This window comes from Kribbella antibiotica (assembly GCF_004349055.1).
Taxonomy (GTDB): domain Bacteria; phylum Actinomycetota; class Actinomycetes; order Propionibacteriales; family Kribbellaceae; genus Kribbella; species Kribbella antibiotica.
The window spans coordinates 1-26,744 of record NZ_SMKX01000027.1; the positions used below are offsets into that span (position 1 = coordinate 1).

General features: G+C 67.1%; 23 protein-coding genes. 5 read left to right on the forward strand and 18 right to left on the reverse strand.

The genetic code is table 11. The features are described 5' to 3' along the window. Window positions 1-789: 789 nt before the first annotated feature. The 11 genes from murQ to E1263_RS11955 form a co-directional block, all read right to left on the reverse strand. Entirely contained in the window at window positions 790-1,689 is a 900-nt protein-coding gene (gene murQ, locus E1263_RS11905) for an N-acetylmuramic acid 6-phosphate etherase (protein ID WP_132167309.1), read from the reverse strand. Window positions 1,690-1,779: 90 nt separating this feature from the next. Then, window positions 1,780-2,667, reverse strand: coding sequence for a MurR/RpiR family transcriptional regulator (locus E1263_RS11910; RefSeq protein ID WP_132167310.1), 888 nt, complete (start codon window positions 2,665-2,667; stop codon window positions 1,780-1,782). Between the two features lie 36 nt (window positions 2,668-2,703). Next, on the reverse strand, window positions 2,704-4,389 hold the full coding sequence (locus tag E1263_RS11915) for a serine hydrolase domain-containing protein (protein WP_202868840.1): 1,686 nt from the start codon (window positions 4,387-4,389) through the stop codon (window positions 2,704-2,706). A gap of 35 nt (window positions 4,390-4,424) precedes the next feature. After that, window positions 4,425-5,702 carry an exo-beta-N-acetylmuramidase NamZ family protein gene (locus tag E1263_RS11920; protein WP_132167311.1) on the reverse strand — a complete coding sequence of 426 codons (1,278 nt, stop codon included), beginning with the start codon at window positions 5,700-5,702 and terminating at the stop codon, window positions 4,425-4,427. A gap of 2 nt (window positions 5,703-5,704) precedes the next feature. Then, a complete protein-coding gene (locus E1263_RS11925) occupies window positions 5,705-7,507 on the reverse strand; it encodes a glycoside hydrolase family 3 protein (RefSeq protein ID WP_132167312.1) in 1,803 nt (600 codons plus the stop codon). An 85-nt stretch (window positions 7,508-7,592) separates the two neighbouring features. Next, the gene (locus tag E1263_RS11930) at window positions 7,593-8,771 is read right to left on the reverse strand and encodes a low temperature requirement protein A (protein WP_202868841.1); all 1,179 of its coding nucleotides are present in this window, start codon (window positions 8,769-8,771) and stop codon (window positions 7,593-7,595) included. Continuing rightward, complete coding sequence (locus tag E1263_RS11935; protein WP_132167313.1) at window positions 8,768-9,853, reverse strand: Gfo/Idh/MocA family protein; 1,086 nt, start codon at window positions 9,851-9,853, stop codon at window positions 8,768-8,770. Before E1263_RS11935 ends, E1263_RS11930 begins: the two co-directional genes overlap by 4 nt. After that, window positions 9,846-10,622 carry a ThuA domain-containing protein gene (locus E1263_RS11940; protein ID WP_132167314.1) on the reverse strand — a complete coding sequence of 259 codons (777 nt, stop codon included), beginning with the start codon at window positions 10,620-10,622 and terminating at the stop codon, window positions 9,846-9,848. Before E1263_RS11940 ends, E1263_RS11935 begins: the two co-directional genes overlap by 8 nt. Window positions 10,623-10,644: 22 nt before the next feature. Then, on the reverse strand, window positions 10,645-11,460 hold the full coding sequence (locus E1263_RS11945) for a carbohydrate ABC transporter permease (protein ID WP_132167315.1): 816 nt from the start codon (window positions 11,458-11,460) through the stop codon (window positions 10,645-10,647). Window positions 11,461-11,472: 12 nt separating this feature from the next. Beyond that, on the reverse strand, window positions 11,473-12,405 hold the full coding sequence (locus tag E1263_RS11950; RefSeq protein ID WP_202868842.1) for a carbohydrate ABC transporter permease: 933 nt from the start codon (window positions 12,403-12,405) through the stop codon (window positions 11,473-11,475). 1 nt (window position 12,406) lies between these two features. Continuing rightward, window positions 12,407-13,657, reverse strand: a complete 1,251-nt coding sequence (locus tag E1263_RS11955; RefSeq protein ID WP_132167317.1) for an ABC transporter substrate-binding protein — start codon at window positions 13,655-13,657, stop codon at window positions 12,407-12,409. A gap of 109 nt (window positions 13,658-13,766) precedes the next feature. Between E1263_RS11955 and E1263_RS11960 the strand changes: the two genes are divergently transcribed. Next, window positions 13,767-14,780: a LacI family DNA-binding transcriptional regulator gene (locus tag E1263_RS11960; protein WP_132167318.1), complete on the forward strand. Its 1,014-nt coding sequence runs from the start codon at window positions 13,767-13,769 to the stop codon at window positions 14,778-14,780. Window position 14,781: 1 nt separating this feature from the next. Here E1263_RS11960 and E1263_RS11965 read toward each other — a convergent pair whose 3' ends face one another. Next, complete coding sequence (locus tag E1263_RS11965; RefSeq protein WP_132167319.1) at window positions 14,782-15,618, reverse strand: LysR substrate-binding domain-containing protein; 837 nt, start codon at window positions 15,616-15,618, stop codon at window positions 14,782-14,784. Between the two features lie 74 nt (window positions 15,619-15,692). Between E1263_RS11965 and E1263_RS11970 the strand changes: the two genes are divergently transcribed. After that, entirely contained in the window at window positions 15,693-17,153 is a 1,461-nt protein-coding gene (locus tag E1263_RS11970; RefSeq protein ID WP_132167320.1) for a ketol-acid reductoisomerase, read from the forward strand. Between the two features lie 51 nt (window positions 17,154-17,204). Here the strand turns inward: E1263_RS11970 and glmM are convergent, their stop codons facing one another. The 3 genes from glmM to rplM are packed head-to-tail and all read right to left on the reverse strand — an operon-like array spanning window position 17,205 to window position 19,560. Then, window positions 17,205-18,551, reverse strand: a complete 1,347-nt coding sequence (glmM, locus tag E1263_RS11975; protein ID WP_132167321.1) for a phosphoglucosamine mutase — start codon at window positions 18,549-18,551, stop codon at window positions 17,205-17,207. Between the two features lie 7 nt (window positions 18,552-18,558). Next, on the reverse strand, window positions 18,559-19,080 hold the full coding sequence (gene rpsI / locus E1263_RS11980; protein ID WP_132167322.1) for a 30S ribosomal protein S9: 522 nt from the start codon (window positions 19,078-19,080) through the stop codon (window positions 18,559-18,561). Between the two features lie 36 nt (window positions 19,081-19,116). Next, window positions 19,117-19,560: a 50S ribosomal protein L13 gene (rplM, locus tag E1263_RS11985; RefSeq protein ID WP_132167323.1), complete on the reverse strand. Its 444-nt coding sequence runs from the start codon at window positions 19,558-19,560 to the stop codon at window positions 19,117-19,119. Window positions 19,561-19,837: 277 nt separating this feature from the next. On the opposite strand from rplM, the gene E1263_RS11990 reads away from it, so the two are divergent. Further along, window positions 19,838-21,124: a citrate synthase gene (locus tag E1263_RS11990; protein WP_238161195.1), complete on the forward strand. Its 1,287-nt coding sequence runs from the start codon at window positions 19,838-19,840 to the stop codon at window positions 21,122-21,124. Window positions 21,125-21,228: 104 nt separating this feature from the next. Here E1263_RS11990 and E1263_RS11995 read toward each other — a convergent pair whose 3' ends face one another. After that, on the reverse strand, window positions 21,229-21,678 hold the full coding sequence (locus tag E1263_RS11995; protein WP_132167325.1) for a nuclear transport factor 2 family protein: 450 nt from the start codon (window positions 21,676-21,678) through the stop codon (window positions 21,229-21,231). Between the two features lie 120 nt (window positions 21,679-21,798). Here E1263_RS11995 and E1263_RS12000 point away from each other — a divergent pair, with 120 nt between their 5' ends. Beyond that, window positions 21,799-22,347: a TetR/AcrR family transcriptional regulator gene (locus tag E1263_RS12000; RefSeq protein WP_132167326.1), complete on the forward strand. Its 549-nt coding sequence runs from the start codon at window positions 21,799-21,801 to the stop codon at window positions 22,345-22,347. After that, complete coding sequence (locus E1263_RS12005; RefSeq protein WP_238161196.1) at window positions 22,344-23,315, forward strand: glycoside hydrolase family 18 protein; 972 nt, start codon at window positions 22,344-22,346, stop codon at window positions 23,313-23,315. The genes E1263_RS12000 and E1263_RS12005 overlap by 4 nt, the downstream gene beginning before the upstream one ends. On the opposite strand, the gene E1263_RS12010 is transcribed toward E1263_RS12005, so the two are convergent. Then, window positions 23,312-25,033, reverse strand: a complete 1,722-nt coding sequence (locus tag E1263_RS12010) for a hypothetical protein (protein WP_132167327.1) — start codon at window positions 25,031-25,033, stop codon at window positions 23,312-23,314. The genes E1263_RS12005 and E1263_RS12010 overlap by 4 nt on opposite strands. 16 nt (window positions 25,034-25,049) lie before the next feature. Continuing rightward, a complete protein-coding gene (locus tag E1263_RS12015; RefSeq protein ID WP_132167328.1) occupies window positions 25,050-26,732 on the reverse strand; it encodes an ABC-F family ATP-binding cassette domain-containing protein in 1,683 nt (560 codons plus the stop codon). Window positions 26,733-26,744 lie beyond the last annotated feature (12 nt).

Sequence of the window (26,744 nt, forward strand, 5' to 3'; positions counted from 1 at the left end):
GTGTATAAGAGACAGAGTGAGCCCCACCCGCGAAGCCGCCAGTCCGCAACCACCACCAGTCCTTAGCGCAGAGTCGGTAGTCACTGGGCTGCTGCCGGTGCCCTACTCCAGCCGACCCTGAAGCGGACCGCCCCCACTGTCCAACCCACCAAAACGCATTGGTGGAGCCAGCGCTGAGCGTGAACCCCACATCCGCAATGAGGTTAGTGAGTGTGGGCGGTCCGCTCGCTGGCAACACCACGCCACCCGGCCACTAGCCAACCGAGCCAACCCTGGCGTCCCCCAGCCGACTAACGCCCCAAGGTCCGCGGACGCTGGGGAGTTCTGCCTGTCGATCCAGGTTCGTTGCGCTCCCCGAACCGGTTGAGCGAAGGGACGCCCGGTCAGCACGGCCACTCCCTAAACCGCTTTGGGAACCGGAACCGACCAATTCCGGTGCAATGCGCTCGCCAAACCGGCCGCCCGCAACACCAACCCGTCCCGCGCCAACTAACCTCACAACGTCCGAAGACCTGGAGACCACGCCCTCCGACCCTTCGGACGTTACGCGGGACAGGGGCGCCCATTGGCGGCTCCTCGCTCACTCGAGCGGGCGTGTCCGCGCGAGAGCTGGAGCGGACCGCCTTTGGGCGACACCCGGCCGCATGGTCACAGATGTCGACGATGCGAGGGCTCTCAGCCGCCGGCCCGCCCACTTTCAGTACCGGGACCCGCGATCACGGCGCCTCCACCCTCGCCATCCTCCGCGACAAGCGGTGCGCGCACGCGCCTGAAAGGTGGCGTGGCTGCTTAGGCGTCGGAGGGGGTGTTGAGGGTGGTTAGGGCGGTGGCTACTCGGCCGTTGGCTGTTTCCAGGGCGGCTCGGGCGGCGGGGATGGGGGCGCCGGTCAACAGGTGGACCAGGGCGGGTTTGAGTTCGCCGTCGGCGGCGGCCAGGGCTGATTCGCAGGCGTCGTGGTCGGCGCCGGTGGCTTCGGCGAGGATGCGGAGCATGCGGTTGCGGAGCTTGGCGTTGGTGGCGACGAGGTCGACCATGAGGTTCGACCAGGTGCGGCCGAGTTTGATCATCAGCGTGGTGGAGAAGGCGTTGAGGATCATCTTCTGGGCGGTGCCGGCCTTCAGGCGGGTGGAGCCGGCGATGACCTCGGGGCCGGTGTCCGCCGCGATGACGATGTCGGCCAGGGGTGCCAGTGGGGCCTCGGGGTTCGAGGTGATCAGGACTGTCGCGGCTCCGGCGGCACGCGCGGCCTTCAACGCACCGGCGACGTACGGCGTGCTTCCTGACGCGGCGAGGCCGATGGCGATGTCGCGGGCGGTGACGAGGGCGGCGTCGTCGGCGCCGCCCTGCTCGGAGTCCTCGACGTTCTCGACGGCGCGCAGGAGCGCTTCCATCCCGCCGGCATGATGCGCGACCACGAGACCGTCGGGAACGTGGAACGTCGGGAGCAGTTCGGCGGCATCGAGCACCGCGAGACGTCCCGACGTACCGGCGCCGAAGTAGTGCACGCGACCACCGCGCCGAACTGCCTCCACCGCTCTGTCGACCGCCTCGGCCAGCGGGGGCAGGACCAGCGCGACGGCGCCCGCCACAGAGGCGTCCTCGGCGTTCACCATCCGCAGGATCTCGGTCGTGCCCACCGCATCGATGGCGAGCGTGCGGGGGTTGCGCTGCTCCGTCGGTGTCGTCACGGTATCGATGTTAGTTTTCTACTGAAGGATTTTCAATTCTGTTCATCGTTGACTGCAACGATTGACGTAACGATCCGTACATGGTCGGTCTCACTCCGAACCCTTCAGCCGGTGCCCACGGACCGAACTCGCCGTCTCCTCGAGCGCCTTCACCGCATCCGGCAGCACCTGCTGGGCCACCCCGATGAACAGGCAGTCGATAACGGTGAGCTGCGCGATCCGCGACGACATCGCACCGGACCGGTACGTCGTCTCACGCGCGGCCGTGGTCAGCATCAGATCGGCGGTCCGGGCCAGCGGCGAGCGCGGGAAGTTGGTGACGGCGACCGTGGTGGCGCCGTGCTTGGCGGCCTCCTCGAGCGCCTCGACGACCTCGACGGTGACGCCGGTGTGCGAGATACCGATCGCGACATCGCCCTCACCGAGCAGCGCGGCCGACGGCAGCGCCATGTGGACGTCGGACCAGGCGAAGGCGACGCGGCGGATCCGGTGCAGCTTCTGCTGCAGGTCGAGGGCGACGAACGCGCTCGCGCCGAAGCCGTAGATATCGACGCGCGGCGCGTTCACGACCGCGGTCACCACCTTGGCCAAGGCGTGGATGTCGACCTGCTGCGCGGTCTCGCGAACAGCGCGCTCGTCGGCGAACGCGACCTTGCGGACCACGTCGTCGAGCGAGTCACCAGGCTCGATGTCGCCACCGACCTCGGGCCGGATGTTCTCCGTGGCCGACTGGGCCGCCAGCTGCAGGCGGAGCTGCGGGTAGCCGGGGACGCCGATCTGCTTGCAGAACCGGATGACCGTGGTCTCCGAGGTGGAGGCCACCTCGGCCAGTTCGGAGATCGTCATCGCAGCCACTCCGCCCGGGTCCGCGAGGACCGCGTTCGCCACCCGCTGCTCGGCCGGCGCCAGCGCGGGCATGACCGCGCGGACTCGGACCAGCAGCGGCCCCGTGGGTTCTGGAGAGGTTGTTGAACTCATGACAGCCACCGTACGGCGACTATGCACCAGATGGGATCACCGACGCGAAAGTCTCCAACCTGTTGCCGTAAATGACTCAGGCGTTCGTTCACCGTCGAGAAGAACATCGCGCCCGCTCGTGATCTTCACACCGTCGACGTAGATTCCGCGGCCTTGGTACTGCGGATCGGTCGTGTACCGCCAGCGCAGCGACCGCTCACCACCGGCCAGCTCGGCCGTCACCTGATGCCAATGCCGGTCACCGGACCCACTGATCGTCCCGTCGGTGTCGATCACCGAACCCCGATCCCGCACCGTGAACGGCACCTTGGCCCAGGTCTGCCCGTCCGTCGACGTCTCCAGATACAGCAGATCCGAGTCCTCGGTGTCCACGAACAGATCGAACGCGAGCTTCGCCCCACCAGCCGGTACGGCGACCGCCGTGGCCAGTGTGGTCGTCGCGGCATCCGTCGTCCCGGAGAACCACGCGTCCTTGCCGTGCCGCGGGCCGACGCCGAGCGCCAGCGCGAGGCCTTGGGCGACGGCCCGCCGGGCGGGGTTGTTCGAACCCCAGCTGCGGCTCGGGTGCACCCGGTTGGTGAGCAGGATCGCGAACGAGCGCGAGTCGAAGTCGATCACGAGCGACGTACCGGTGTAGCCGGTGTGCCCGGCGGTGCGCGGCCCGGACAGACCACTCATGTACCAGCGCTGGTTCAGCTCGAACCCGAGTCCGTGGTCGTTCCCGGGGTAGGCCTGGTTGAAGTTGGTGACCATCGCGGTCACCGAGGCTTCCTTGAGAATCCGGGCACCGCGATAACTGCCGCCGTTCAGGAAGGTCTGCGCCAGCACAGCCATGTCATCGGCCGTGCTGAAGACGCCCGCATGCCCGGCGACACCATCCAGGGACCAGGCGTTCTCGTCGTGCACCGAGCCCCAGACCATCCCGCGTGCCGGCGCCGTCTGGAACTCGGTCGCAGCGATCCGCAGCTTCTTCTTAGGATCCGGGTTGTAGCCGGTGTCGCGCATCTGCAGCGGCTTCGTGATGCCGTCGGCGACCAGCCGGTCGAGCGTCTTGCCGGTCACCCGGTGCGCGACCTCGCCGAGCGAGATCAGATTCAGGTCGCTGTACAGGTACGTCGTACCGGCCGGGCTGGTCGGCTTGGCGGTCAGCGCCATCTGGAGTCGCGACGCCGCATCGGGCCGTGAGCTCCACAACGGCAACCAGGAGGGCAGGCCGGTGGTGTGCGTGAGCGCCTGCCGGATCGTGATCGCGGCCTTGCCGTTCTCGGCGAACTCCGGCACGTACTTCGCGATCGGCTCGTCGAGCCCGACCTTGCCCTTCTCGACCTGCTGCAGCACCACGATCGAGGTGAACAGCTTCGAGACCGAGGCCATGTCGAAGATGGTGTCGGTGCGCATCGGGATCTGCTGGTCGGCCGGCAGTTCCGTCCCGCTCCCATCGGCGTACTTGAGGGCGAGACCGGTCGCCTGCCGCGCGACCACGCGCCCGTCATGACCGAGCAGCGTCACCGCCCCGGCGTACAGAGGTTTCGCCGTACCGATCGGTTTCGTCCAGCCCTCGACCCGAGCCAGCGCAGCGTCGATCGGCGCCGGATCGAGCCCGGCGCGCTCGGGGGTGGAGTCCTTCAGCAAAGTCGTCTTCGGCGCGTAGCCCTCGTAGGGCTGGTCGAACCGGCCGGATTTGTTGCCATGGGCAACCGCAGGGGAAGTCATCGTCAGCATCACCGCAGAGGCTATCGTGAGGGCAACGGTCGTTTTCACCGATGCGCTCCCTTGTAGAGCAGGTATTTGGCCCGCCGCGCGGTCCACGCGTCGGTCTCGGCCTTCCAGGCTGCCACGATCTCCTCGGCAGTCGCATCCGCCAAAAGCATGGTCCGGAACCGGTCCGACCCGGTCAGCAGGTCGATCCAGCGGCCGGGCGGGTTCTCGGCCCGCCACGCGAAGCCCGGGTAGAGCTTCCGCGCCTCGACGATCATGTGGGTCGCCGCCACGATCGCCTCGGCCTTGCGCGGGTCGGTGATCTGCACCTGCACCCCGCCGCAGAGCACGTTCGCGTTCTTGCTGATCGTCGGCGTGAAGTACGCCTCCCGGAACGCGACTCCTGGGATCTTCTTCGCCTGCAATGCCTGCGCCCACCGATAGTCGACGTACGGCGCTCCGACCAGCTCGAACGGCCGGGTCGTCCCACGCCCCTCCGACATGTTGGTCGCCTCGAACAGGCACATGCCGGGGTAGACCAGGGCAGTGTCGGGAGTCGGCATGTTCGGGCTTGGCATCACCCATGGGAGCCCGGTGTCGGCATACAGCTGGTCGCGCGTCCAGCCGCGCACCTGGATCACCTGGAGCTCCTTCAGCCGAGCACCTCCTGTGTCGAGTGGCAGGTACTCGGCGTTGAAGAGACGGGCCAGCTCGCCCACCGTCATGCCGTGCTGCTGGATGATCTCCCGCTTGCCGACGCCGGAGGTGTAGCCGGGTTTCAGCATCGGCCCCCGCGCAGATCCACCGGTCGGGTTCGGTCGGTCCAGCACGACGAAGCGCGCGCCCGTACGGACAGCGGCCAGCATCGCCTCGTACATGGTCCAGATGTAGGTGTAGAACCGCGCACCGACGTCCTGGATGTCGAAGACGACAGTCTCGACACCGGACTTCGTGTAGAGGTTCACCAGCTTGTCCGCGTTCGCGCCGTACGCGTCGTAGACCATGATTCCGGTCCGCGGGTCGACATGGTCACCCTCGGAACCACCTGCCTGCGCAGAGCCGCGGAAGCCGTGCTCGGGCCCGAAGACCGCCACCACGTTCACCTTGCCGGACGCATGCATCACGTCGACGACATGGTTGAGGTCGGACAGGATGCCGGTCGGGTTACTGATCACTCCGACCTTCTGACCGGCCAGTGCCTTCCAGTTGTCCTTGGCCAGCACTTCGGCCCCAGTCATCAACTGCCGTCCAGAGCCGTGCGCTGAAGCAGTAGGTACGTCGAGCAGGGGCGCAGCGGCGATCACTCCGGCGCCCGCAAACAGAGTCCGTCGTTTCATCGTCACCAGCTCATTCCGTGGCCGAAGGAGTACAGGGGTTTCTGCGGCTCACCAGCCACCGGGATGTCGACGGGCAGCTTGCCGGTCGGCTTGATCTCGCCGTACAGGGCCTTGGCCAGCGACTCCATCGACACCGCCGCATAGCCATAGGTGGCCAGGAACGTCGGCGCGGCCGGGTAGTACGCGATGTCGTACGGATCCTGGACCGCAACGACGATCACAGGTTTGCCGGTCGCGAGCAGGTCGTTGACGAGCTTGCGTTGTTTGCCGAGCTTGTCGGTGACCTTGGAGTCCCACGCCTTGCGCGTCAGCAGGACCGTGACGTCATTGTCGGCAGCCTTTGCCACCGAGCCGGCGATGGCCGCGTCACTCGGCGCCGCGCCGGTCTGGGCCACCGTGGTGACAGCACCACGCTTGGCCAGGCTGTTCGCCAGATTCTGCGTTGTCGAGACGCCCCAGCCGGTGACCAGAATCTTCCGCGGGGTGTTGCTCAGCGGCAGTGTCTTCGTATCGTCCTTGATCAGCGTGATGCTCTTGTCGACGATCTTCTGGGCCGTAGCCAGGCTGGCCGCCGGTCCGATCTCAGCCGCCTTCGCAGTATCCACGTAGGGCTCGAAAAACACGCCGTTCTTCAGCTTGAGCAGCAGAATCCGAAGCAGGCTCTCGTCGATGCGCCGCTCACTGATGCGTCCCGAGCGGACAGCATCCAGCACGGCATTGAACTGCACGGCAGGCGCGGGCGGCAGCAGCAACTGGTCGACCCCGGCCTCGATCGCGCGGACAGCAGCCTCGGCGTCGCCGTACTCCTGCCGGACAGCGGCCATCTCCAGCCCGTCCGTGACGATCACACCCCGGAACCCGAGCTGTTTCCGTAGCACCCCGGTCAGGATCGGCTTGCTCAACGTCGCCGGATCACCCGACGGATCCAACGCCGGTACGACGATGTGCGCGGTCATGATCGAGTCGATCCCGGCCTTGATCGCCGCCTTGAACGGCGGCGCGTCAATCGCGTTCCACTGCTCCAGGGTGTGGTTGATCGTCGGCAATGCGGTGTGGCTGTCGTCAACCGTGTCACCGTGGCCCGGGAAGTGCTTCGCAGTCGCAGTGATCCCGGCGTCGCGTTGGAAGCCCTGCACCTGCGCAGCCGTCATCTCCGAGACCAGCTTCGGATCGCTGGAGTACGAGCGGGTGCCGATGACCGGGTTGAGCGCATTGATGTTCACATCGGCATCCGGCGCGTAGTCCTGCCGAATGCCCAGCGCCTTCAGCTCGCGACCGGTGATCGCGGCGGCGGTCCGAGCATCCGCCGTACTGCGGGCGGCGCCGAGCGCCATACTCCCGCCGAACTGCGTGGCCGGCGGCCCGATCCGGGTCACCACGCCTTGCTCCTGATCAGTGGCGATCAGCAGCGGCACGTGCAACCCGGTCCCGATCGCGGCCTGCTGGAGCTGGTTGGACAACGTCGCGACCTGGGTCGGGTTCTGCACATTGCCGCGGCCGTCGAAGTAGATCCAGCCGCCCGGCTTGTACTTCGCGACCACCTCGGCCGGCGAGGCAACGCCGTACAGGGTGGTGTTGCGGGCGTCGGGCTGATGCGCGTCCGGGCCGTAGGCGAACAGCACGAACAGCTGCCCGACCTTCTCCTCCAATGACATCCCCTGGATGGTCCGGTTGACCTGCGCGGCCGCGGAGAGCTCTGCCGGTTCTGGGGGTTTGGCGCTGGCCGTCATCGACACTCCCGCAACGGTGGTGGCCAGGGCGAGCCCGGCCAGACTGAGGCGGCGAACGGTGGGAAGGGCGGGCATGGCGGACCCCCAACTGTCAGTGAATTACAGACATGACCCCCGATGGCGAAAGTTAACCACAACACCACGGCGGGTCAAGGGGAAACTACTCCCCGCCACCGACAGTAATTGGCGGCCTGATCACCAGCGTCGCGACAATCGCCACCATCAGCACCGTGGTGACGATGAACGGCACCGGAATAATCGGGTCGAACAGCACCAGAACAGCGCCCACCGGTACGACGACGTTGACCACCCGATCGGCGTTCGCCCGCAGGGCGATCCACCAGATTCCCAGCACGAAGATCGCAATCGGCACGGTCATCGTGAACGATGCGACGAACTCACTGAGCTTGCTGTGATGGGTGATGACATCGATCTGCACCTCGACGCCGGCCGAGAACGCACCGGCCGCGGCGAACACGAAGTAGTGCACGTAGCCGTAGCGCAGCGAGCTGCCGAGCGAGGTGATCGCATTGTGGTGCGGCGGCCAGAAGTAGATCCACCACAGGGCCGCAGTGACGATCAGCGTGAGCGCAGAGATCCCGATGAGCGGAGCGAGCTCCTCGTGCTCGTGCACCGCTTCGATGATCGCATTGGCCGAGGCCAGCAGGCTCTCACCGAGCAGGATGAGCGTGAACAGGCCGTACCGCTCGGTGATGTGGTGCGGGTGCCGGGGTGTGGTCTGCTCGCCGCGGCGCTCGGCCACGACCGGCACGGACACCTCGGCGACGACCAGGACCAACCAGCCGATCAGAGTCACCTCGTGCGGCAGGAACATCAGCCCGATCCAGAGCACCTGGACGATGGCGATCCCACCTGCGTAGGTCAGGGTGGTCCGGCGGGTCTCCGGCGCGGACCGGGATGCGCGCAGCCACTGCGCGATCATGGCCACTCGCATCACGACGTACCCGACCACGACGACCCGGAAGTCCTCGTCGGCGAAGACGCGCTCGATGCCGGCCGCCAGCACCAGCACGCCGCCCATCTGGACGATCGTCAGCACCCGGTACAACCAGTCGTCGGTCGCGAACGACGTGGCGAACCAGGTGAAGTTCATCCAGGCCCACCAGATCGCGAAGAACACGATCAGGAACGACATCACGCCGTGCGCGATGTGGTCCTCGGTGAGCGCGTGGTGCAGTTGGGCGGCCGCGACACTCACCGCGACCACGAACACCAGGTCGAAGAACAGCTCCAGCGTAGACGCCACCCGGCCGGGCTCATGCGGGTCCCGCGGGCGCATCGACGTCAACCGCAAGCGGGGATTGCTGCTCGTCGTCATAGCTCCAGAGTCTTCAGTACATCCGGCCATGACTCCAAGCAGGCACGCACAGCCGGGTCCACGGCTGTCTCGATCGCCTCGGCATGCGCAACGGTCAGTACGTCGGCGATCCGCACTGGTGCACCCTTGGCGGCAGACTGTACGGCGGCCTCCACCATGGCCACGCTGATCACGTTGGAGTGCACCTCAGACTGCGGCACCGCGCCCGAGCGAACCGCTGCGACGAACTCCGCCAGCGAACCGGCGATCTCCTCCGGCTCGTCGGTCAGCTCCGCCACCACAGCCTCGCCCGACGCCAGCTCCACGGTCGGTGCGTTGTCGCCGTCCCAGTACGCCGTACCGCCGCCGGTACTGGCTCGCCAGCGACCGTTCCACGATGTCTCGAGACCCGGTGCACACCAGCTGCCATTGAAAACGAACCTGGTGCCGTTGGCGAAGGCGAACACGGCATTGGCGGCCGCATTGCCGTCGAACCAGCTCCACTGCGGGTTGTAGGACTCGCAGTAGACCGACACCGGTTCAGAACCGATCAGTTTCCGGGCCAGATCGAACTGGTGGATCGCCATGTCGATCAGCAGCGGCTCGGCCATCCGCTCCCGGAAGCCACCGAAGTGCGGTCCCTTGAAGAACTCGCACGACAGCGACCCGACCGCTCCCAGCTCGGCGATCTGACGGGCGAACGCGTTGCCGGCCCGGAAGTACCGCCGGGACTGCGAGACCATCAACAGCTTGCCGCTGAGCTCCGAGGCGGCCACCATCTGCAGCGATTGCCGGACGCTCTCCGCCAACGGCTTCTCCGACAGCACCGGCAGGCCATGACCCAGCGCAGTCGCACTCACGACGGGATGCGCGGCCGGAACCGTCACATCGACGACCGCATCGGCACCGCCCGCCAGCTCGTCGATCGACGCCGCTACGGGCACATCGCCGTACCCGTGCTCGTCAGCCGCCTCCCGCGCCAGCGCTACGTCGAGATCAACCAGCCCCACCAGTACGACGTCCGGGTTCTTCGCGATGTTGCCGAGCCAGGCGCGGCCCATGCCGCCCGCCCCGACCTGCAGCAGCCGCAGTGGTTCAGACATCGGCCGCCTCCTCGATCGGACCGCCGTACCCGTGACCGTTGAAGAAGTCACCACTCTCGTACCGCAGCAACGTCGGTACGGCGCGTTCCGGGCGGTCCGACTTCGCCCAGGCGACGCCGTTCGCGATCACCTTGCGGATGTCCTTGTGGTGGTAGACAGGGAAGTCCTGGTCGCCCGGTGAGAAGTAGAAGATCTTCCCGTGCCCCCGGCGGAACGTGCAGCCGGACCGGAAGGCCTCACCGCCGCTGAACGTCGAGATGAAGATCAGCTCGTCCGGAACCGGGATGTCGAAGAACTCGCCGTACATCTCCTGCTGCTCGATCTCGATCGGGTGCGGCACCCCCTGCGCGATCGGATGCGTCGGGTTCACCGTCCACACCAGTTCACGGTCGCGCTCACTGCGCCAGCGCAGCGTGCACGACGTACCCATCAGCTTGCCGAAGATCTTCGACCAGTGGCCGGAGTGCAGAACGACCAGCCCCATCCCGGCAAGCACGTGCTGGTAGACGCGCTCGACCACCTTGTCCTCGACCTCACCGTGCGCCGCGTGCCCCCACCAGACGAGGACGTCGGTGTCGGCCAGCACCTCCTCGGTCAGTCCGTGCTCGGGCTCGTCGAGGGTCGTCGTACCGACTGTTGCCTGCTCCCCGAGGTTCTCCGAGATGCCGGCCGCGATCGTGGCGTGCATGCCGTCGGGATAGAGCTCGGCGACGTGCGGCTCGGTCTGCTCGTGCCGGTTCTCGCCCCAGACGAGTACGCGAATCGTCATCTGTATGTCCTTGTCAGGCAGGTTATTTGACCGCTCCGCCGACGGCGCCGGCGGCGATGTACTTCTGGGCGGCGACCAGCAGCACGACGGCCGGGATCGCCGACAGGACCGCGGTGGCCATCACCGCGTTCCAGTTCTGCACCTGGGTCCCCAGGTACTGGTAGATGCCGAGCGTGACCGGCCGGACGCCGCCCTTGGTGGTCAGCGTCAGCGCGAACAGGAAGTCGCTCCAGGAGAACAGGAAACTGAACAGTCCCGCGGTGATCAGCGAGTTCCGGCTGATCGGCAACACGATCGCGACGAACGCCCGGAGCAGACCGGCGCCGTCGACCCGCGCGGCCTCCACCAGCGACGGCGGCAGCGAGAGCATGAACGAGCGCAGGATCAGGATCGCGAACGGCAGCGCGCTGCTGCAGTTCGCCACGATCAGCCCGGGGATCGAGTTCAGCAGGCCGATCCGTTCGTACGCCGTGTAGAGCGCGTTGGCGATCACGATCCCCGGGATCATCTGCGAGATCAGGATCGCCAGCAGACCGATCGACACCCAGCGCGACCGGAACTGCGACAACGCGTACGCACAGGGCGCCGCGATCGCCAGGCTCAGCACGACCGTCCCGGTCGCGATGATCAAGCTGGTGACCAGGTTGCCGCCCTGCTCGCTGAGCGCTCGCCGGTAGCCGGCGAAGCTCGGATCGAGCGGCAGGAACCCGGCCGTCAAGGTGTTGCCGGACGGCTGCAGCGACGCGTTCAGCATCCAGTAGACCGGGAACAGCATCACGCCAACGATCAGCAGGCCGATCACCGTGTACGCCGCTCGCCGGGTGGCCGAATCTGTCATCGTCACGCCTCCTTACTCGTCGACGGCACGACGGGTGCTGCGCAGGTAGAAGATCGCGAACAGGAACGACAGCCCGATCAGCAGGTTGCTCAACGCCGCTCCCTCACCGAACTTGAAGTCCACGAAGGAACGCTCGTACGACTGCGTTGCCAGGGTCTGGGTCGCGTTGGCCGGGCCACCGCCGGTCAGACCGAGGATGATGTCCAGCACCTTGATCGTGTAAACGACACCCAGCATCAGCAGTACGCCGGCCACCGCCCGCAGGTTCGGCCAGGTGATGTGCACGAACGCGCGCCGGCCGGTCGCACCGTCCAGCTGCCCGGCTTCGTAGAGCTCGTCCGGGATCTCGGACAGACCGGAGTACAGCAGAGTGACGTTGAACGGGATCCCGATCCAGATGTTCACGCCGATCACCGCGATCAGCGCCACCGACGGCGAGTTCAGCCACGGCACCGGCTGGTCGATCAGGTGCAGGCCGGTCAGGGTCCGATTGAGAATGCCGTTGTCCTGCTCAAGAATTGAGCGCCAGGTCGCGCTCGACACGATCAGCGGCAGCAGCCAGGGCAGCAACAGCAACGACCGCAGCAGACCACCGAGTGGAAAATTCCTTCGGAAGAACAACGCGAGCGCCAGGCCGATGCTGAACTGGAAGGCGATCGAGCCGATGGTGAACAACGCGGTGTTCACCATCGCCTGCGAGAACAGCTGATCGCTCACCATCGCCGCGTAGTTCTTCAGTCCGACGAACGGCGCCTGGCCGGTGAAGAACGTGCGCAGGCTGTAGTCCTGCAGACTCATCACCACGTTCTTCACGACCGGGTACCCGAACAACGCGGCCATCGCGAGCGCGGCCGGCAGCACGAACAGAACCTTGGTCAGGCTCTCTCCCCGCCGGCCCCGCTGCCGCCGTACGGCGACTGAGCGCGTCAGTGTCGCCTGCGCCATCTCAGCCGCCCGAGGCCTGCTTGAAGGCATCTTGCGCCGAAGCCTTACCGGTCAGGGCCAGCTGGATCGCCTGGTAGATCACCTTGGCGGCATCGGGCCACTTGTCGCCGAGCTTGCCGGTCCGCGACCGTGCCGTCTTGACCTGCTCGGCGAACGCCTTCATCGACGGCACATCCTTGGCGTACTGGTCGAGCAGCGCGGTCTTGGTCGGAAGGGTGAAGCGGGCCTTCGCCCAGGCCAGCTCGTTCTCGTCGGAGTTCAGGCACTTCACGAAATCAGCAGCCTTCTGCTGCTTGGCCTGGTCCTTGTTCAGCGGGACCGTCCACGCCTCACCGCCGAGCGGCGCGACCGGTGTCTGATCCGGCTTGTTCAGCGGGAAGGTGACGACATCCCACTTCACCTTCGGGTTCTCCTGCAGCGCCGGGATCTGCCAGGGACCGTTCACCATCATCGCGGCCTTGCCGGCCACGAACTGGTCCTTGGCGTCGCCCTGGGTCCAGTTGATCACGCTCTTCGACGCCGAGCCGGACTGGACGAGATCAACCCACAGTTGCAGGGCTTCGGCCACCTGCGGGCTCTTCAGGTCGGTCTCGTCGCCGCCATTGGTCCACATGGCCGGCAGGAACTGCCACGAACCTTCGTACGTCGCGTTGGCGTTGAACGCGATGCCGTAGCGGCCGGGCTTGGTCAGCTTCTTGGCAGCGGCCTTCAGCTCGTCCCAGGTCTTCGGCGGCTGCACGCCGGCTTCGGCCAGCATGTCCTTGTTGTAGAACAGCGCGAGCGTGTTCGTCACCGGCGCCAGTCCGTAGAGCTTGCCTTGGTACGACGTCGCGTCGACCATGCCCTGAATGACTCCGTCCGCGTTCAGACCCAGGTCGTTCAACGGCGCGAGGGCGCCGGTGGCGGCGATCTGCTGGACGTCGGGATTGTCGAGCATCAGCACATCGGGCAGGGTCTTGGACGACGCCTGCTGCAGCACCTTCTGGATCAAGGTGTCACCAGGCACCGTCTCCCGCTGGATGCTGATGCCGAGCTTGGTTCCGCAGGCGTCCAGGCCCTTCTGGACCAGCGCCTTGTCGGGGTCGTTGTTGTAGTAGTCGAGGACGGTCAGGCTGGTGACCGCTCCACCGGACGACGTGCCGCCGCCGTCTCCGTTTCCGCTGTTGCCGTTTCCGTTGGCACCGCAGGCCGCCAGGGCGAGCGCCAGGGCCAACGCACTCGCCGTGGCGGCGATGGGCCGCTTGCTCCTCATCACATCGGACTCCTTGCACAGTCGCAGGTAAAGCGCTTAACTCCGAGGTGAAAGGACTATGTTCCTTGGGTCACAGTGGTGTCAAGAGTTCACCAGGACGGAGGCTTCGATGGTCACCATGCGCGATGTCGCAGAACGCGCCGGGGTCTCGATCGCGACGGTGTCGTTCCTGCTCAACGACACCAAGCCGGTGACACCGGCGACCCGGGCCCGGATCGAGGAGGCGATGCTCGAGCTCGGTTACCGGCGGAACATGGTCGCCCGGGCCCTCGCCAGCCGGCGGACGCGGATCATCGCGATGGCCTATCCCGCGCTCGAGCACCGGTTCGGGATGTCGACCGCGGAGTTCTTCACCGCTGCCGCCGAGCGGGCCCGCGCGAAGGAGTACCACCTGGTGCTGTGGCCGGTCGGCAACGACGGTGTGGAGCTGCGCGAACTGCTCGGTCAGGGGCTGGTCGACGGGGTCGTCCTGATGGAGGTCCAGCTCGCCGATCCCCGCGTCGAGGTGCTCCGCGAGACCGGGACCCCGTTCGCCCTGATCGGCCGTACGGCGGAGCTCGGCGGCCTGGCCCATGTGGACATCGACTTCGACGCGACCGTCGAGGCCGCGGTCGAGCATTTGTATTCGCTGGGCCATCGAGAGCTGGTGTTGATCTCCGGCGACCTGGCAGACCCGCGGTTCCACGACTACGGGCCGTGGGTCCGATCAGAGGCGGCGTACCGGCGGGTGGTGGCCGAATATGGCCTGCACATCGTGGTCGAGCCATCCTCGGACAGTCCGCGCGCCGGCCGCGAAGCCGCCGAACGGGTGCTGCAGCACCATCCGGAGACGACCGCCATCCTGGTCATGAACGAGTACGCCACCCTCGGCGTCGTCTCCGCGCTGAAGCGCCAAGGACGCGACGTGCCCGGCGACGTCTCGGTGCTGTCGCTGTTCATGGTCCCGGAGGTCGCCGCCCTCAGCGACCCGGAGCTCACCTACCTGCGGACGCCTGGTCACGAGCTAGGCCAGCTCGGCATTGAGGCTCTGATCCGTCAGCTCGACGGCGCAGACCCGCTGCCACCCCAGTTGGTCCCCGCCACGCTCTCCCCCGGCGGCACTGTCGGCCCACCGCCGCGTTAGCTCAGCTCATTGGTGAGTTCCAGAGCGCGGTGACGATCGGCCGGTGCAAGTCGGTACGGCGGACGCACAGCCCGAGTGGGAGCTTGTCCAGCGGCGGAGTGGTCCTGCGCTCGACCAGGCGCCCGGAGAACGTCGAAGTGTCGAGCACTAGACGCGGGACGATGCCTATCCCGTATCCGAGGTCCACTAGCGCCAGCAACGCCTCATGTCCGTCTGGCTCGGCTGCGATCATCGGCCGCACCCCCGCCTGCCGGAACCACCGGAACGCGGCCTCACGGACGAGCCCACGCGCTGGAACGACGTACGGGCTGTCTGCTGGCACTCCTGGTGCGCTGACGAAGATCAGGTCTGTGGTGGCGATGATGCGGCTGACCAGGGTGTCCGGAACACGCTTGGGGATGCCGGCCACGGCAGCGTCCACCTCACCCTCGTCCAAACGAGCCAGTGCGGCCGCAGCGTCGCCGGTGCGGATGTCCAGGCGGATCTGCGGGTGCGCCTCGCGGAGTGGAGCCAGCAACTCGGGCAGCAGCGCCTCGCAGGCGGTGACTGTCGCGAAGATGCGCAGCTCCCCCGACAGGTCCTGCGGCACCTCCGTGCCGGCGCGGTAGTCATTCCACAGGCCGAGCACCTGTTCGGCGTACGTCGTGAAGCGGCGGCCGTCGGCGGTGAGCACCACTCCGCGCGGGCCGCGGTCGAACAACCGGCTACCGGTGCGCACTTCGAGGCGTTGGATGGTCCTCGTCAGGGTCGCAGCGCTGACGTGAGACTCCAGGCTGGTGCGCCCGTAATTGAGCGTGCGGGCGAGATGCAGGAACAGTTCGAGCTCTCGATGATCCATGTTTCACCTCCTGCAACGCCGCGGTGCACATCTTGCGCTTGCTGCAAGAGTAAGTCCCGTCTTGACTGAAAGACATGACCACGATCAACTCGTCGATCTTCCAGACCGAGACCATGACGGTGCCCGGCGGGACCGAAACGATCCTCCGCGGCGGCCGCGACCTGTTCCCGCTGCTCCCCGAGGCCTTCCACGGCATCAGCACGATCGGCGTCCTCGGCTGGGGCCCGCAGGGCAAGGCGCAGGCCCTCAACCTCCGCGACTCGCTGGCCGGCACCGGAATCACCGTTTCTGTCGGCCTCCGACCAGGCTCGACCTCGGCCGACGACGCCCGCGCCAATGGGTTCACCGAGGAGAACGGCACCCTCGGCGACCTGCTCAGCGTCGCGGCCAACTCCGACCTGGTGGTCCTGCTGATCGCCGACGCAGCCCTGGCTGCCCAGCACGAGACCATCTTCGGGGCCCTGAAGCCCGGCGCCACGATCGGCCTGTCGCACGGCTTCCTGCTCGGCCACCTCCAAGCGAGCGGCCGCGACTTCCCCGCCGGCCACCCGGTGATCGCGGTCTGCCCGAAAGGCATGGGCGACTCCGTACGGCGCCTCTACCAGCAGGGCGCGACTGTCAACGGTGCCGGGATCAACGCGAGCATCGCCGTCCACGCGGACCCGGATGGCCACGCCACCGACCGAGCACTGGCCTGGTCGGTCGCGCTCGGATCGCCGTACACGTTCGCGACCACGCTGTCCGCCGAATACCGCTCGGACATCGTCGGTGAGCGGGCGATCCTGCTTGGCGCGGTCCACGGTCTGGTCGAGGCGCTCTACCGGTACTTCCGGCTCGAAGGGGCCGACCCCATTGCGGCGTACGAGCGGTCGACCGAGGCGGTGACCGGGCCGATCGCGCGGACGATCTCGGCCGCCGGACTTCCCGCCGTACGGGCTGCTTTGGCGGGGGCGGACCAGGAGCTGTTCGACCGGGCCTACAGCGCGGCCTACCTGCCGGCCCGCGATCTGGTCGCCGAGATCTACGACGAAGTTGCCGAAGGCACCGAACTCCGCAGCGTCATTCTGGCCGATCAGCGCCTCGCCACCCGGCCGATGACCGCGATCGCCGGGAGCGAGATGTGGTCCCACGGCGCCGAAGTTCACGCCCGGCGCGGGGCACCCGTCGCCATCGATCCCGTCACCGCGGGGCTCTTCGTGGCCACGATGACGGCTCAGGTCGACGAGTTCGCGGCCCGCGGCCACGCCTGGTCGGAGATCGTCAACGAGTCGATCATCGAGGCGGTCGACTCGCTGCTGCCCTACATGCACGCCCGCGACGTCGCCTTCATGGTCGACAACTGCTCCCGCACCGCCCGGCTCGGGACTCGACGCTGGGGTCCGCGGTTCCAAGCGGCGTACGAGCAGCTCGCCCTTCCTGCTCTCGCCGAACCAGCAGACTCGAAGGCCATCGAATCCTTCCTCAAGAACCCGGTCCACGAGGCTCTCAAGGTCGCCGCCGAGCTCCGCCCGTCAGTCGACATCTCCGTCTCGTAAGACAGCAAAAGGCCCGGAACACCAAGGGTGTTCCGGGCCTTTACGACTGCTTCAGAGCTTCAATGCGCCTTCGACCACATCGGCGAGCGCGTGGGCGATCTCGTCGGCCAGGTCGGACGACTCGGCCTCCACCATCACCCGAACCAGCGGCTCCGTGCCCGAGGGGCGCAGCAGCACGCGGCCGGTGTCACCGAGCCGCTTGGTGGCCTCGGCAACCGCAGCCTGCACGGTCGCGTCGGTCCCGGCGCGGTTCTTGTCCACGTTCTTGACGTTGACCAGGACCTGCGGCAGGCGGGTCATCACGCCGGCCAGATCGGCCAGTGTCTTCCCCGTCTGAGCGATCCGGGCCAGCAGCATGACCGCGGTCAGCGTGCCGTCGCCGGTGGTGGCGTGGTCGGACAGAATCACGTGTCCGGACTGCTCACCGCCCAGCTTGTGGCCGCCGGCCTTCATCGCCTCCAGCACATACCGGTCGCCGACCTTGGTCTGCTCGACCGCGATCCGCTCCCGCACCATGGCCTGGACGAAGCCGAGGTTGCTCATCACGGTCGCGACCACAGTGTCGTTCAGCAGCCGGCCACTGTCGCGCATCGCCAGCGCCAGGATCGCGAGGATCTGGTCGCCGTCGACGAGCTCGCCGTTGGCGTCGACCGCCAGGCAGCGGTCAGCGTCGCCGTCCAGGGCGATGCCCAGGTCGGCGCGGTGACCGATCACCTCACGCTGCAGACCCTCCAGGTGGGTGGATCCGCAGTTCAGGTTGATGTTCAGACCGTCCGGAGCGGCGGCGTAGGTGATCACTTCGGCGCCGAGACGCCGCAGCGCCTCCGGAGCCGTCCCGTAGGCGGCACCGTTCGCGCAGTCGATGACGACCTTGACCCCGTCGAACCGGTTCGGCGCCGAGCGGACCAGGTGCGAGACATACGTCTCGAAGCCCTGCCCGTCGTCGACCACGCGGCCGACAGCGGCACCGGTCGGGCGCTGCCACTCCTCGCCGACCCGGACCTCGATCGCGTCCTCGATCTTGTCGTCGAGTTTGATCCCACCGCGGGCCAGGAACTTGATGCCGTTGTCGGGCATCGCGTTGTGGCTGGCGGACAGCATCACGCCGAGATCCGCACCGGTCGAGCCGGTCAGATAGGCGACGGCCGGGGTCGGCAGCACGCCGAGCTTGAAAACGTCGACGCCGGCACTGGCCAGTCCGGCCACCACGGCAGCTTCCAGAAATTCTCCACTGGCGCGTGGATCCCGCCCCACAACGGCGCGTGGCCGGTGCCCTTCAAAGGCACCGGCCTCGCCGAGTACGTGAGCTGCAGCGACCGACAGGTCGAGTGCAAGCTCTGCGGTCAGGTCCACGTTTGCCAGGCCACGGACTCCGTCCGTACCGAACAAACGACCCATCAGGAGATCAGCGCTTGCTGTACTGAGGAGCCTTGCGGGCCTTCTTGAGACCGGCCTTCTTCCGCTCCTTGATGCGCGCGTCGCGGCTCAGCAGACCGGCCTTCTTGAGGCCAGGACGGTTCGCCTCCTCGTCGGCGGCGTTCAGGCACCGGGCGATCCCGAGCTGCAGCGCACCGGCCTGGCCGGTGATGCCACCGCCGTTGATCCGGGCGATGACGTCGTACGAGCCCTCGAGGCCCGCGACGACGAACGGCTCGTTCACATGCTGCTGGTGAACCTTGTTCGGGAAGTAAGCCTCGATCGGCTTGCCGTTCACGGTGATGCTGCCGGTGCCGGGAACGAGGCGGACGCGAGCGACGGCCTCCTTGCGGCGGCCGACGGCGCCGGCCGGGTTGATGACCGCGACCCGGCCGGACTCGGCGCGCTGCTCCGGCGACGGGTTCGTCTCAGAGGTGTAGGCAACCGGTCCGTCGGTCTCGATGGGGACCTCGGGGTCGAACTCTTCGGTCTCGGTGGTGATGTCGCTCACGCTGAAAATCCTCGTTTACCTGGCTCGTCGATCGCTTTACTGGGCGATCTGGGTGATCTCGAACGGCTTCGGCTGCTGGGCGGTGTGCGGGTGCTCCGGACCGGCGTACACCTTCAGCTTGGTGAGAAGCTGACGGCTCAGACGGTTCTTCGGGAGCATGCCCCAGACAGCCTTCTCGACGGCCTTGCGGGGATCCTTGTCGAGGATCTGACCGATCGGCGTGGCCGTCAGACCACCCGGGTGACCCGAGTGGCGGTAGGCCAGCTTGTCTGTCCGCTTGTTGCCGGACAGGGCGACCTTGGAGGCGTTGATGACGACGACGAAGTCGCCGCCGTCGACGTGGGGAGCGAACGTCGGCTTGTGCTTTCCGCGCAGAAGAGTGGCGATCTGAACGGCGAGCCGACCGAGCGTGACGTCGGTTGCGTCGATCACGAGCCACTCGCGAGTGACGTCCGCAGGCTTCGGGCTGTACGTGCGCACGGTCGTTGACCTTCGTTTCTCAGAGGTTGACAAAACAAGTACGTCGGCGAGCGGTCCGCCGACAGGGCCAGGACCTAGAACGCACAACAGCAGCCCAGAATACCGGCGTCGGCCACCCGGGGTCAAAGTGAGACCTAACGGGCCGGGCACCCCGGCTTGGAAGGAGCTGCGGACCGCACTAGTTTAGCGGTGAAGATTGCAGTCCGAATCGCGTCCCGCCGGCTGATATACACCCTCACTCACCCGGGCGATGACGCCAGCTTCCGAAGAGGGCATCGTGACCGAACAGTCGCTCACCGTCCGGGACAACCGGACCGGCAAGGACTACGACCTTGCCATCACCGATGGCACCATCCGTGCCGCAGATCTCAAGCAGATCAGCGCAACCGACGGCGACGGTGGCCTGGCCACCTACGACCCCGGTTTCGTCAACACCGCCTCGACCCGGTCCTCGGTCACCTTCATCGACGGTGACAAAGGCATCCTGGAGTACCGGGGTTACCCGATCGAGCAGCTCGCCGAACAGTCGAACTATCTCGAGGTCGCGTACCTGCTGGTGAACGGCGCGCTGCCGAACAAGGCGGAGTACGAAGCCTGGGTGCACGACGTGACATATCACACCTTCGTGCACGAGAACCTGAAGACCTTCATGCAGGGCTTCCGGTACGACGCGCACCCGATGGGGATGCTGCTGGCCTCGGTCGGCGCGCTCTCGACGTTCTACCCGGAATCGCGGGAGATCTTCGACGAGGAGTCCCGCAACCTGCAGATCCGCCGGCTGATCGCGAAGATGCCGACGCTCGGCGCCTTCGCCTACCGGCACGCCCAGGGCAAGCCGTACGTCTACCCCGACAACGAGCTGAGCTACGCGGCCAACTTCCTGTCGATGCTGTTCAAGATGAGCGAGCCCAAGTACGCCGCCGACGACCGGTTGGTGCGCGCACTGGAGATCCTGTTCATCCTGCATGCCGACCACGAGCAGAACGCGTCCACCAACGCGGTCCGCGCGATCGGCTCCACCCAGGTCGACCCGTACTCCGCGGTCACCGGCGGCATCGCCGCCCTCTACGGCCCGCTGCACGGCGGCGCCAACGAGGCCGTGCTGAAGATGCTGCGCCGGATCGGCACCGTCGAGAACGTCCCGTCGTTCATCGAGGGCGTCAAGAACGGTGAAGAGCGGCTGATGGGCTTCGGCCACCGGGTCTACAAGAACTACGACCCGCGCGCCAAGATCATCAAGAAGGCCGCCGACGACGTGTTCGAGGTGACGGGTATCAACCCGCTGCTGAAGATCGCCGTCGAGCTGGAGAAGATCGCACTGGAGGACGAGTACTTCGTCTCCCGCAAGCTCTACCCGAACGTGGACTTCTACTCCGGCCTGATCTACGAGGCCCTGCAGTTCCCGCCGGAGATGTTCACCGTGCTGTTCGCCATCCCGCGCACCTCGGGCTGGCTGGCGCAGTGGTCGGAGTCGCTCGGCGACACCGACCAGAAGATCGCGCGTCCGAAGCAGATCTACACCGGCTCCCGAGGCGTCCAGTACGTCCCGATGGGCGACCGCTAGTCACTAGTTCCACATCTGCCCCGCCCCACCACCCCGGTCAGGTTGGGAACGGCCCCGGTCCGGCTTCATCGCCATGGACCGGGGCCGTTTCTGCGCTTCTGAAGCTACGACGCATCGTCTCCCGCTGCCGGTTCCCGGGTGATCTCGGCGATCCGGCGACGCGCTTTCGCCATCGCGGCGTGGTCGACGTAGTCCCGAGACTCCACGATCTGCCCGTCGCGCACCCGCAGGACGAACACACACGGCACGTGGAACGACTCGTCCGAGCCCGCGACAGTCCCGGCGTACGCGAACTCCCCCACGACCACCTCGGGGTCCTCGGTCCGGTGCACCACGATGTCCACCGCCTCGAACCGTACGAGCGGATCTGGCTCCGCATCCTGACCGCCGCCGAAGTGGGCCCGGAGTTCTGCCCGGGAGCGCAGCGGTTCCGGGCGCTCCGGATGCATCGGATGCCGTACGTCGGTCTGCTCGGCATACAGCTCGGGAAGACCGGCGTACTGGCCGGCAGCGACGCCGTGGACCAGCTTCCGGAAGACCTCTTCGGGTGTCATGCGCGGAGCCTAGAACAGGGTGGGGTTCCGGAGAGTTGGCTTCGGTTACAACCAAATGGGTGTTTCGAGACGTCTCTCTAGGCAAGGCACGGGGGTTGCCACGAGGAAGAGGGTGCTGGGGTGCGAGCTGATGCGCGGGACAATCGGGCGCGAATTCTGACGGCGGCCGACGAGGTGTTCGGGCAGTCGCCCCACGCCTCGACGGATGCGGTCGCCAAGCTGGCAGGGGTCGGTATCGCGACCGTCTTCCGGCACTTTCCGACCAAGACGGACCTGCTGGAGGCTGTGCTCACCCAGCGGCTGGAGCGGTTGCGGCGCCAAGCCCTGACGCTGGCCGCCGGAGAGCACGCCGGGCGGGCGTTCTACGGGTTCTTCAGCCAGGTGGTGGCCGAGTCCTCGGTCAAGCTCGCGATCGGCGAGGCACTGACCTCTGCCGGGGTAGCGGCCGGCGACGACGCCCGCAGGGCGGCAGCCGGCCTGCGGGAGGCCTTCGGCTCGCTGCTGGCCGAGGCACAGCGCTCCGGCTACGTACGGCGTGATGTCCAGCTCCCCGAGGTGTATGCGCTGCTGGTCGGCACGTCGCGCGGTGCAACGACCCGGAACGTCGACCCTGAGGTCCGGAACCGGATGCTGGGCCTCGTGTACGCCGGTCTGCGCCCGGCTGCGTGAGACGTCGGCGCAAGGTCGTCATGCTGGTACTGCTCGTCTTCGCACTACTCGTCCCGGTCCCGCTCGGCGCCTATGCGCTGTCGCTCCGCATCCAGTACGACGGTGAGCCGTCGGCCCGCACGCGGAACCATGACGCGTTCTGGCTCGGCCATGCCTGGGTCGACGGCCGCAAGACCGAAGCGGATGTCGCTGCACTGGCCAAACGGCTGCAGGGCACCGGCATCCGCGACCTGTACGTGCACACCGGCCCGCTCAAGCACGACGGCACGTTGGACCTGGCGAAGGTGTCGCCGCGGGCCCGCTGGTTCGCAACCGCGATGCGGGCGGCAGCTCCCGCCGTACGGGTGCAGGCTTGGCTTGGCGACGTCGTACAGCCGGGTAAGAACCCCGGCATGGATCTCGAGGACGCGGCTGTCCGCGAGCGGGTGGTCGCCTCGGCGAAAACCGTTCTGGAGCAAGGGTTTCAGGGCATCCACTACGACTTCGAGCCGGTGCGATCCGGGTCGCGCGGCTTCCTCGCCGTACTGGACGAGACGCGTGTGCTGGGCGCACCGCTGTCCGTAGCGGCTCACCAGATCGACCCGCTCTGGCAGCTGCACCGCATCCCGATCGACAAGTGGTGGTCGCAGGACTACTTCCGCCAGGTCGCAGAACGCGTCAGCCAGATCGCAGTGATGTCCTACGACACCGCCATGCCACTGCAGTCCCTGTACGGCGGTTATGTCGCCAAGCAGACCAAGTTGGCGCTGGAGGTCACTCCACCGGGCACGGACCTCCTCATGGGCCTTCCGGCGTACTGGGAAAGCAATCCGTCCCACTGGGGTCACGCAGAGACCGTCGCCGCCGCAGTCCGTGGCGCTCGCCTCGGACTGGCCGACTCACCTCGCCAGAACTTCGGTCTGGCCTTGTACGTCGACTTCACGCTGACAGACGAGCACTGGGCCGCGTACCGCGACGGCTGGAGCTAGGCGAGCAGTAGGACGGCCACGCAGACAGCCAGCACGACCGCATCGACCAGCAGGACAGGCGAAACGCGCCGCCCGACAGCCTCGGCCGGCAGGCCGGTGTTCGACCGCAACCGCAGCGCCTCGAACACCCCCGCCACCTGCTGCGGCTCATCCACTGTGAAGACGACCCAGTCGTCGTCACCTGTCTCAAGCTCTACCCGGTTCTCAGCAACATCGATCGCCTTGACCGAGCGCCACAACAGCCCGCGTTCGAACCACCCGCTGCGGATCGACACCACTGTGGCCGTCGTCGTGATCCGGTAGAACACCTGGTTGCCCACGAAATGAACCAGCTGCAGCCCAAGTACACAGGCAGCAATCCCTGCGTAGGTGTCGAACCATCTCGGCAGCAACCACGCCGCCGCCGGCGTCAGCACCAGCGCAGCGATCCACAGCGGCCGCTCCCACCACTGACTGCGCACCGGGACGACCCATGGCAGCTGTGGCAGATCCCGAGCCGGCTCGATCTCCGACTTGGCAGGCACATCCTCGTCCGGCTCGTCCGAAAGGCCCTCCACGGACTCCTTGCGCCACAGCACCAGACGCGGCGCGCGGAAGGGAGCAACTGGGCGCATCACCTGGTCACCCAGCACGATGGTCGGCCAACTGCCCTCAGCGAGATCACCGATCAGCAGCGCCTCGCCCCGGTACTTGCGGAGCGTCCCCTCCCACTCCTGTCGCAGCCGCGCCGGTGCCTCGGCCTCCTCATCGTCAAGCGCGTCAAAGGCCTCGGCCAGCGCCATGTCGCTCTCTTCATCGTCCAGCTCAAGGTCGACGAAGCCCAGCAGTACGGCACCATCGGCCGACCGCACGGCGAACGCCATGGAGGCGGCCGGCTCAATCTGGACCGGCAGCCCCTGTCCCGTCCACGACTGCGGCGGCCGAGCCCGGCGCATCTGTACATCGCGCAAAGCCAGCAGGAGAGCAAGCAACCACGCACCGCCCGCCACGGTGTACCACCAGGTGTTGTCGGCGGGCTCAGCGCGCGGCCGGAACCAGTCCGTGTCCGCAGGGTCGACCAGGAGCGGAATCTGCGCGCCGACGGCGTAGTCGTCGGTCAGCGTGGTTGTGTGCGTTCGGCCGTCAGGGAGCTTGAGGACAAGGTCCCCGTCGTTGGTCACCCGCTCCACCACAGCGGTCTGCTCGACTGCACGCTGCAGGTGCGCGTCCTCGCGTTGGTCCTGCCAGCGCATCACGAACAGCGCGGCGACACCGACCACCACGAGCGCACTGGCCAGCAGAACCCGGGCGGTCACACCGGGCCGCGCGGCCGCCGGAATGCTCAGCTGCCGCCGTGGTACCCCGGCAACCAGCAGGCGTTGCCTACGACTGCTCGCGACGAGCCACACGAGCACCGCGGCGCAGACAGCGCCGTACACAGTCCAGGCAGTCCGAGCACCCGCGACGTCGTCGTACCGAAGATCGAGTACCAGGAACAACACCCCGGCGGCCGCGGCCAGGGTCGGCTGCCACCACCACAGCGCCAGGGATGCGAAGCAGACGATCATGACGAGTGAGAACGTGCGGTCCGGACCGCACGGGTCGTCGATCGAGCAGTTGCCGGTGTCGGAGATTGCCGACACCACCAGCGCCGCGACCCAGCCCACCGGCATCAGCCAGCGGTAGATCCAGCTCGGCACCACCGCACGGACCCACCGGGCCGCAAGCTCGCCTGTCATCCCAGAACTGTAAGACTCAGCGAGCCCGCTGCACGCGACCTTCGTCCCACACCGGCTCGTCGGACTCGTAGACAGTGCCATCGGAACCGAACACGAGGTGCCGGTCGAAGCCCCGCGCGAACCATCGGTCGTGAGTGACCGCGAGCACGGTGCCGTCGAAAGAGTCCAGGCCCTCCTCCAGCGCCTCGGCTGATTCGACGTCCAGGTTGTCGGTCGGCTCGTCGAGCAGCAGCAGGGTCGCGCCGGACAGCTCCAGCAGCAGGATCTGGAAGCGCGCCTGCTGACCACCGGACAGGGTGTCGAAGGTCTGCTCAGCAGCGTGCGCCAACTCGTACCGGTCCAGCTTCCGGGAGGCCAGCTCGCGTCCCATGCCATCGCGGTGCTCGTCACCACGATGGAGAATCTCCAGCAGCGTCTTGCCGACCAGCTCCGGGTGCTCGTGGGTCTGGGCGAACCAGCCCGGCCGTACGCGCGCACCGAGCTTCACGATGCCGGTGTGCGCGACCGACGCGATCGGAACCTCACCGATCGGCTGGTGCTCGACGTCCGGATCGGTGCCACCGTTGGCGAGCAGGCGGAGGAAGTGCGACTTCCCCGACCCGTTGGACCCCAGTACGGCGACACGTTCGCCGTACCAGACCTCTAGGTCGAACGGCTTCATCAGCCCGGTCAGTTCCAGCCCGGTGGCCACCACTGCGCGCTTGCCGGTGCGGCCACCGGTCAGCCGCATGCTGACCTTCTGCTCACGGGGCAGCTCCTGCGGCGGGCCGATCTCCTCGAACTTGCGCAGCCGGGTCTGTGCGGCCTTGTAGCGCGAAGCCAGGCCGTCGTTGTACGCCGCCTTCTGCTTGTACATCAGCACCAGTGCCTTGAGCTTCGCGTGCTCCTCGTCCCAGCGCCGCCGCAGCTCCTCGAACCGCTCGAACCGGTGCTGCCGGGCCTCGTGGTACGTGCGGAAACCACCGCCGTGCGTCCAAGCGGTGTTACCGGCCGCACCGAGCTCCACGGTGATGATCCGGGTTGCCGTGTTGGCCAGCAGCTCCCGGTCGTGGCTGATGTAGAGCACGGTCTTGTCGCTGGTACGCAACTGCTCCTCGAGCCACCGCTTCGCCGGTACGTCGAGGTAGTTGTCCGGCTCATCCAGCATCAACACCTGGTCCGGTCCACGCAGTAGCGCCTCCAGCACCAGGCGCTTCTGCTCGCCACCGGACAGCGTCTTCACCTCACGCCACCGGCAGTTGTCGAAGGGGACGCCGAGAGCAGACATCGTGCAGACATCCCAGAGGACCTCTGCGTCGTACCCGCCGACCTCACCCCAGTCGGAGATCGCCTGCGCGTACTTGAGCTGGGTCTTCTCGTCCTCGGACTCCATCATCGCCAGCTCGGCGTTCTCCAGCGTCTCGGCCGCCTGCTGGATCGCCTCCGGCGCAACGCTGAGCAGCAGGTCCCGAACCGTCGACGAGTCCCGTACCGACCCGACGAACTGGCGCATGACGCCGAGACCGCCAGAGCGCGCCACACTGCCACTGTGCGCCTTCAGGTCGCCCGCGATGATCTTGGTCAGCGTGGTCTTGCCCGAACCGTTCGCTCCGACCAGTGCCACCTTCGCACCGTCCCCCACCCGGAACGTGACGTCGTCCAGCAACACCCGGCCGTCCGGCAACTCGAACCCGATGCCGGCGACTTCTACGTGACCCATTCCCCCAGTCTG

Excerpts from the sequence above, each read along its gene's own strand:
- E1263_RS11955 (WP_132167317.1), bottom strand. The coding sequence starts at position 13,657 with ATGAGGAGCAAGCGGCCCATCGCCGCCACGGCGAGTGCGTTGGCCCTG.
- E1263_RS11950 (WP_202868842.1), bottom strand. The coding sequence starts at position 12,405 with ATGGCGCAGGCGACACTGACGCGCTCAGTCGCCGTACGGCGGCAGCGG.
- E1263_RS11945 (WP_132167315.1), bottom strand. The coding sequence starts at position 11,460 with ATGACAGATTCGGCCACCCGGCGAGCGGCGTACACGGTGATCGGCCTG.
- E1263_RS11935 (WP_132167313.1), bottom strand. The coding sequence starts at position 9,853 with ATGTCTGAACCACTGCGGCTGCTGCAGGTCGGGGCGGGCGGCATGGGC.
- E1263_RS11930 (WP_202868841.1), bottom strand. The coding sequence starts at position 8,771 with ATGACGACGAGCAGCAATCCCCGCTTGCGGTTGACGTCGATGCGCCCG.
- E1263_RS11920 (WP_132167311.1), bottom strand. The coding sequence starts at position 5,702 with ATGAAACGACGGACTCTGTTTGCGGGCGCCGGAGTGATCGCCGCTGCG.
- E1263_RS11970 (WP_132167320.1), top strand. The coding sequence starts at position 15,693 with ATGACCACGATCAACTCGTCGATCTTCCAGACCGAGACCATGACGGTG.
- glmM (WP_132167321.1), bottom strand. The coding sequence starts at position 18,551 with ATGGGTCGTTTGTTCGGTACGGACGGAGTCCGTGGCCTGGCAAACGTG.
- E1263_RS12010 (WP_132167327.1), bottom strand. The coding sequence starts at position 25,033 with ATGACAGGCGAGCTTGCGGCCCGGTGGGTCCGTGCGGTGGTGCCGAGC.
- E1263_RS11925 (WP_132167312.1), bottom strand. The coding sequence starts at position 7,507 with ATGCCCGCCCTTCCCACCGTTCGCCGCCTCAGTCTGGCCGGGCTCGCC.
- E1263_RS11940 (WP_132167314.1), bottom strand. The coding sequence starts at position 10,622 with ATGACGATTCGCGTACTCGTCTGGGGCGAGAACCGGCACGAGCAGACC.
- E1263_RS12015 (WP_132167328.1), bottom strand. The coding sequence starts at position 26,732 with ATGGGTCACGTAGAAGTCGCCGGCATCGGGTTCGAGTTGCCGGACGGC.
- E1263_RS11960 (WP_132167318.1), top strand. The coding sequence starts at position 13,767 with ATGGTCACCATGCGCGATGTCGCAGAACGCGCCGGGGTCTCGATCGCG.
- E1263_RS11995 (WP_132167325.1), bottom strand. The coding sequence starts at position 21,678 with ATGACACCCGAAGAGGTCTTCCGGAAGCTGGTCCACGGCGTCGCTGCC.
- E1263_RS11965 (WP_132167319.1), bottom strand. The coding sequence starts at position 15,618 with ATGGATCATCGAGAGCTCGAACTGTTCCTGCATCTCGCCCGCACGCTC.
- E1263_RS11910 (WP_132167310.1), bottom strand. The coding sequence starts at position 2,667 with ATGAGTTCAACAACCTCTCCAGAACCCACGGGGCCGCTGCTGGTCCGA.
- E1263_RS11915 (WP_202868840.1), bottom strand. The coding sequence starts at position 4,389 with ATGCTGACGATGACTTCCCCTGCGGTTGCCCATGGCAACAAATCCGGC.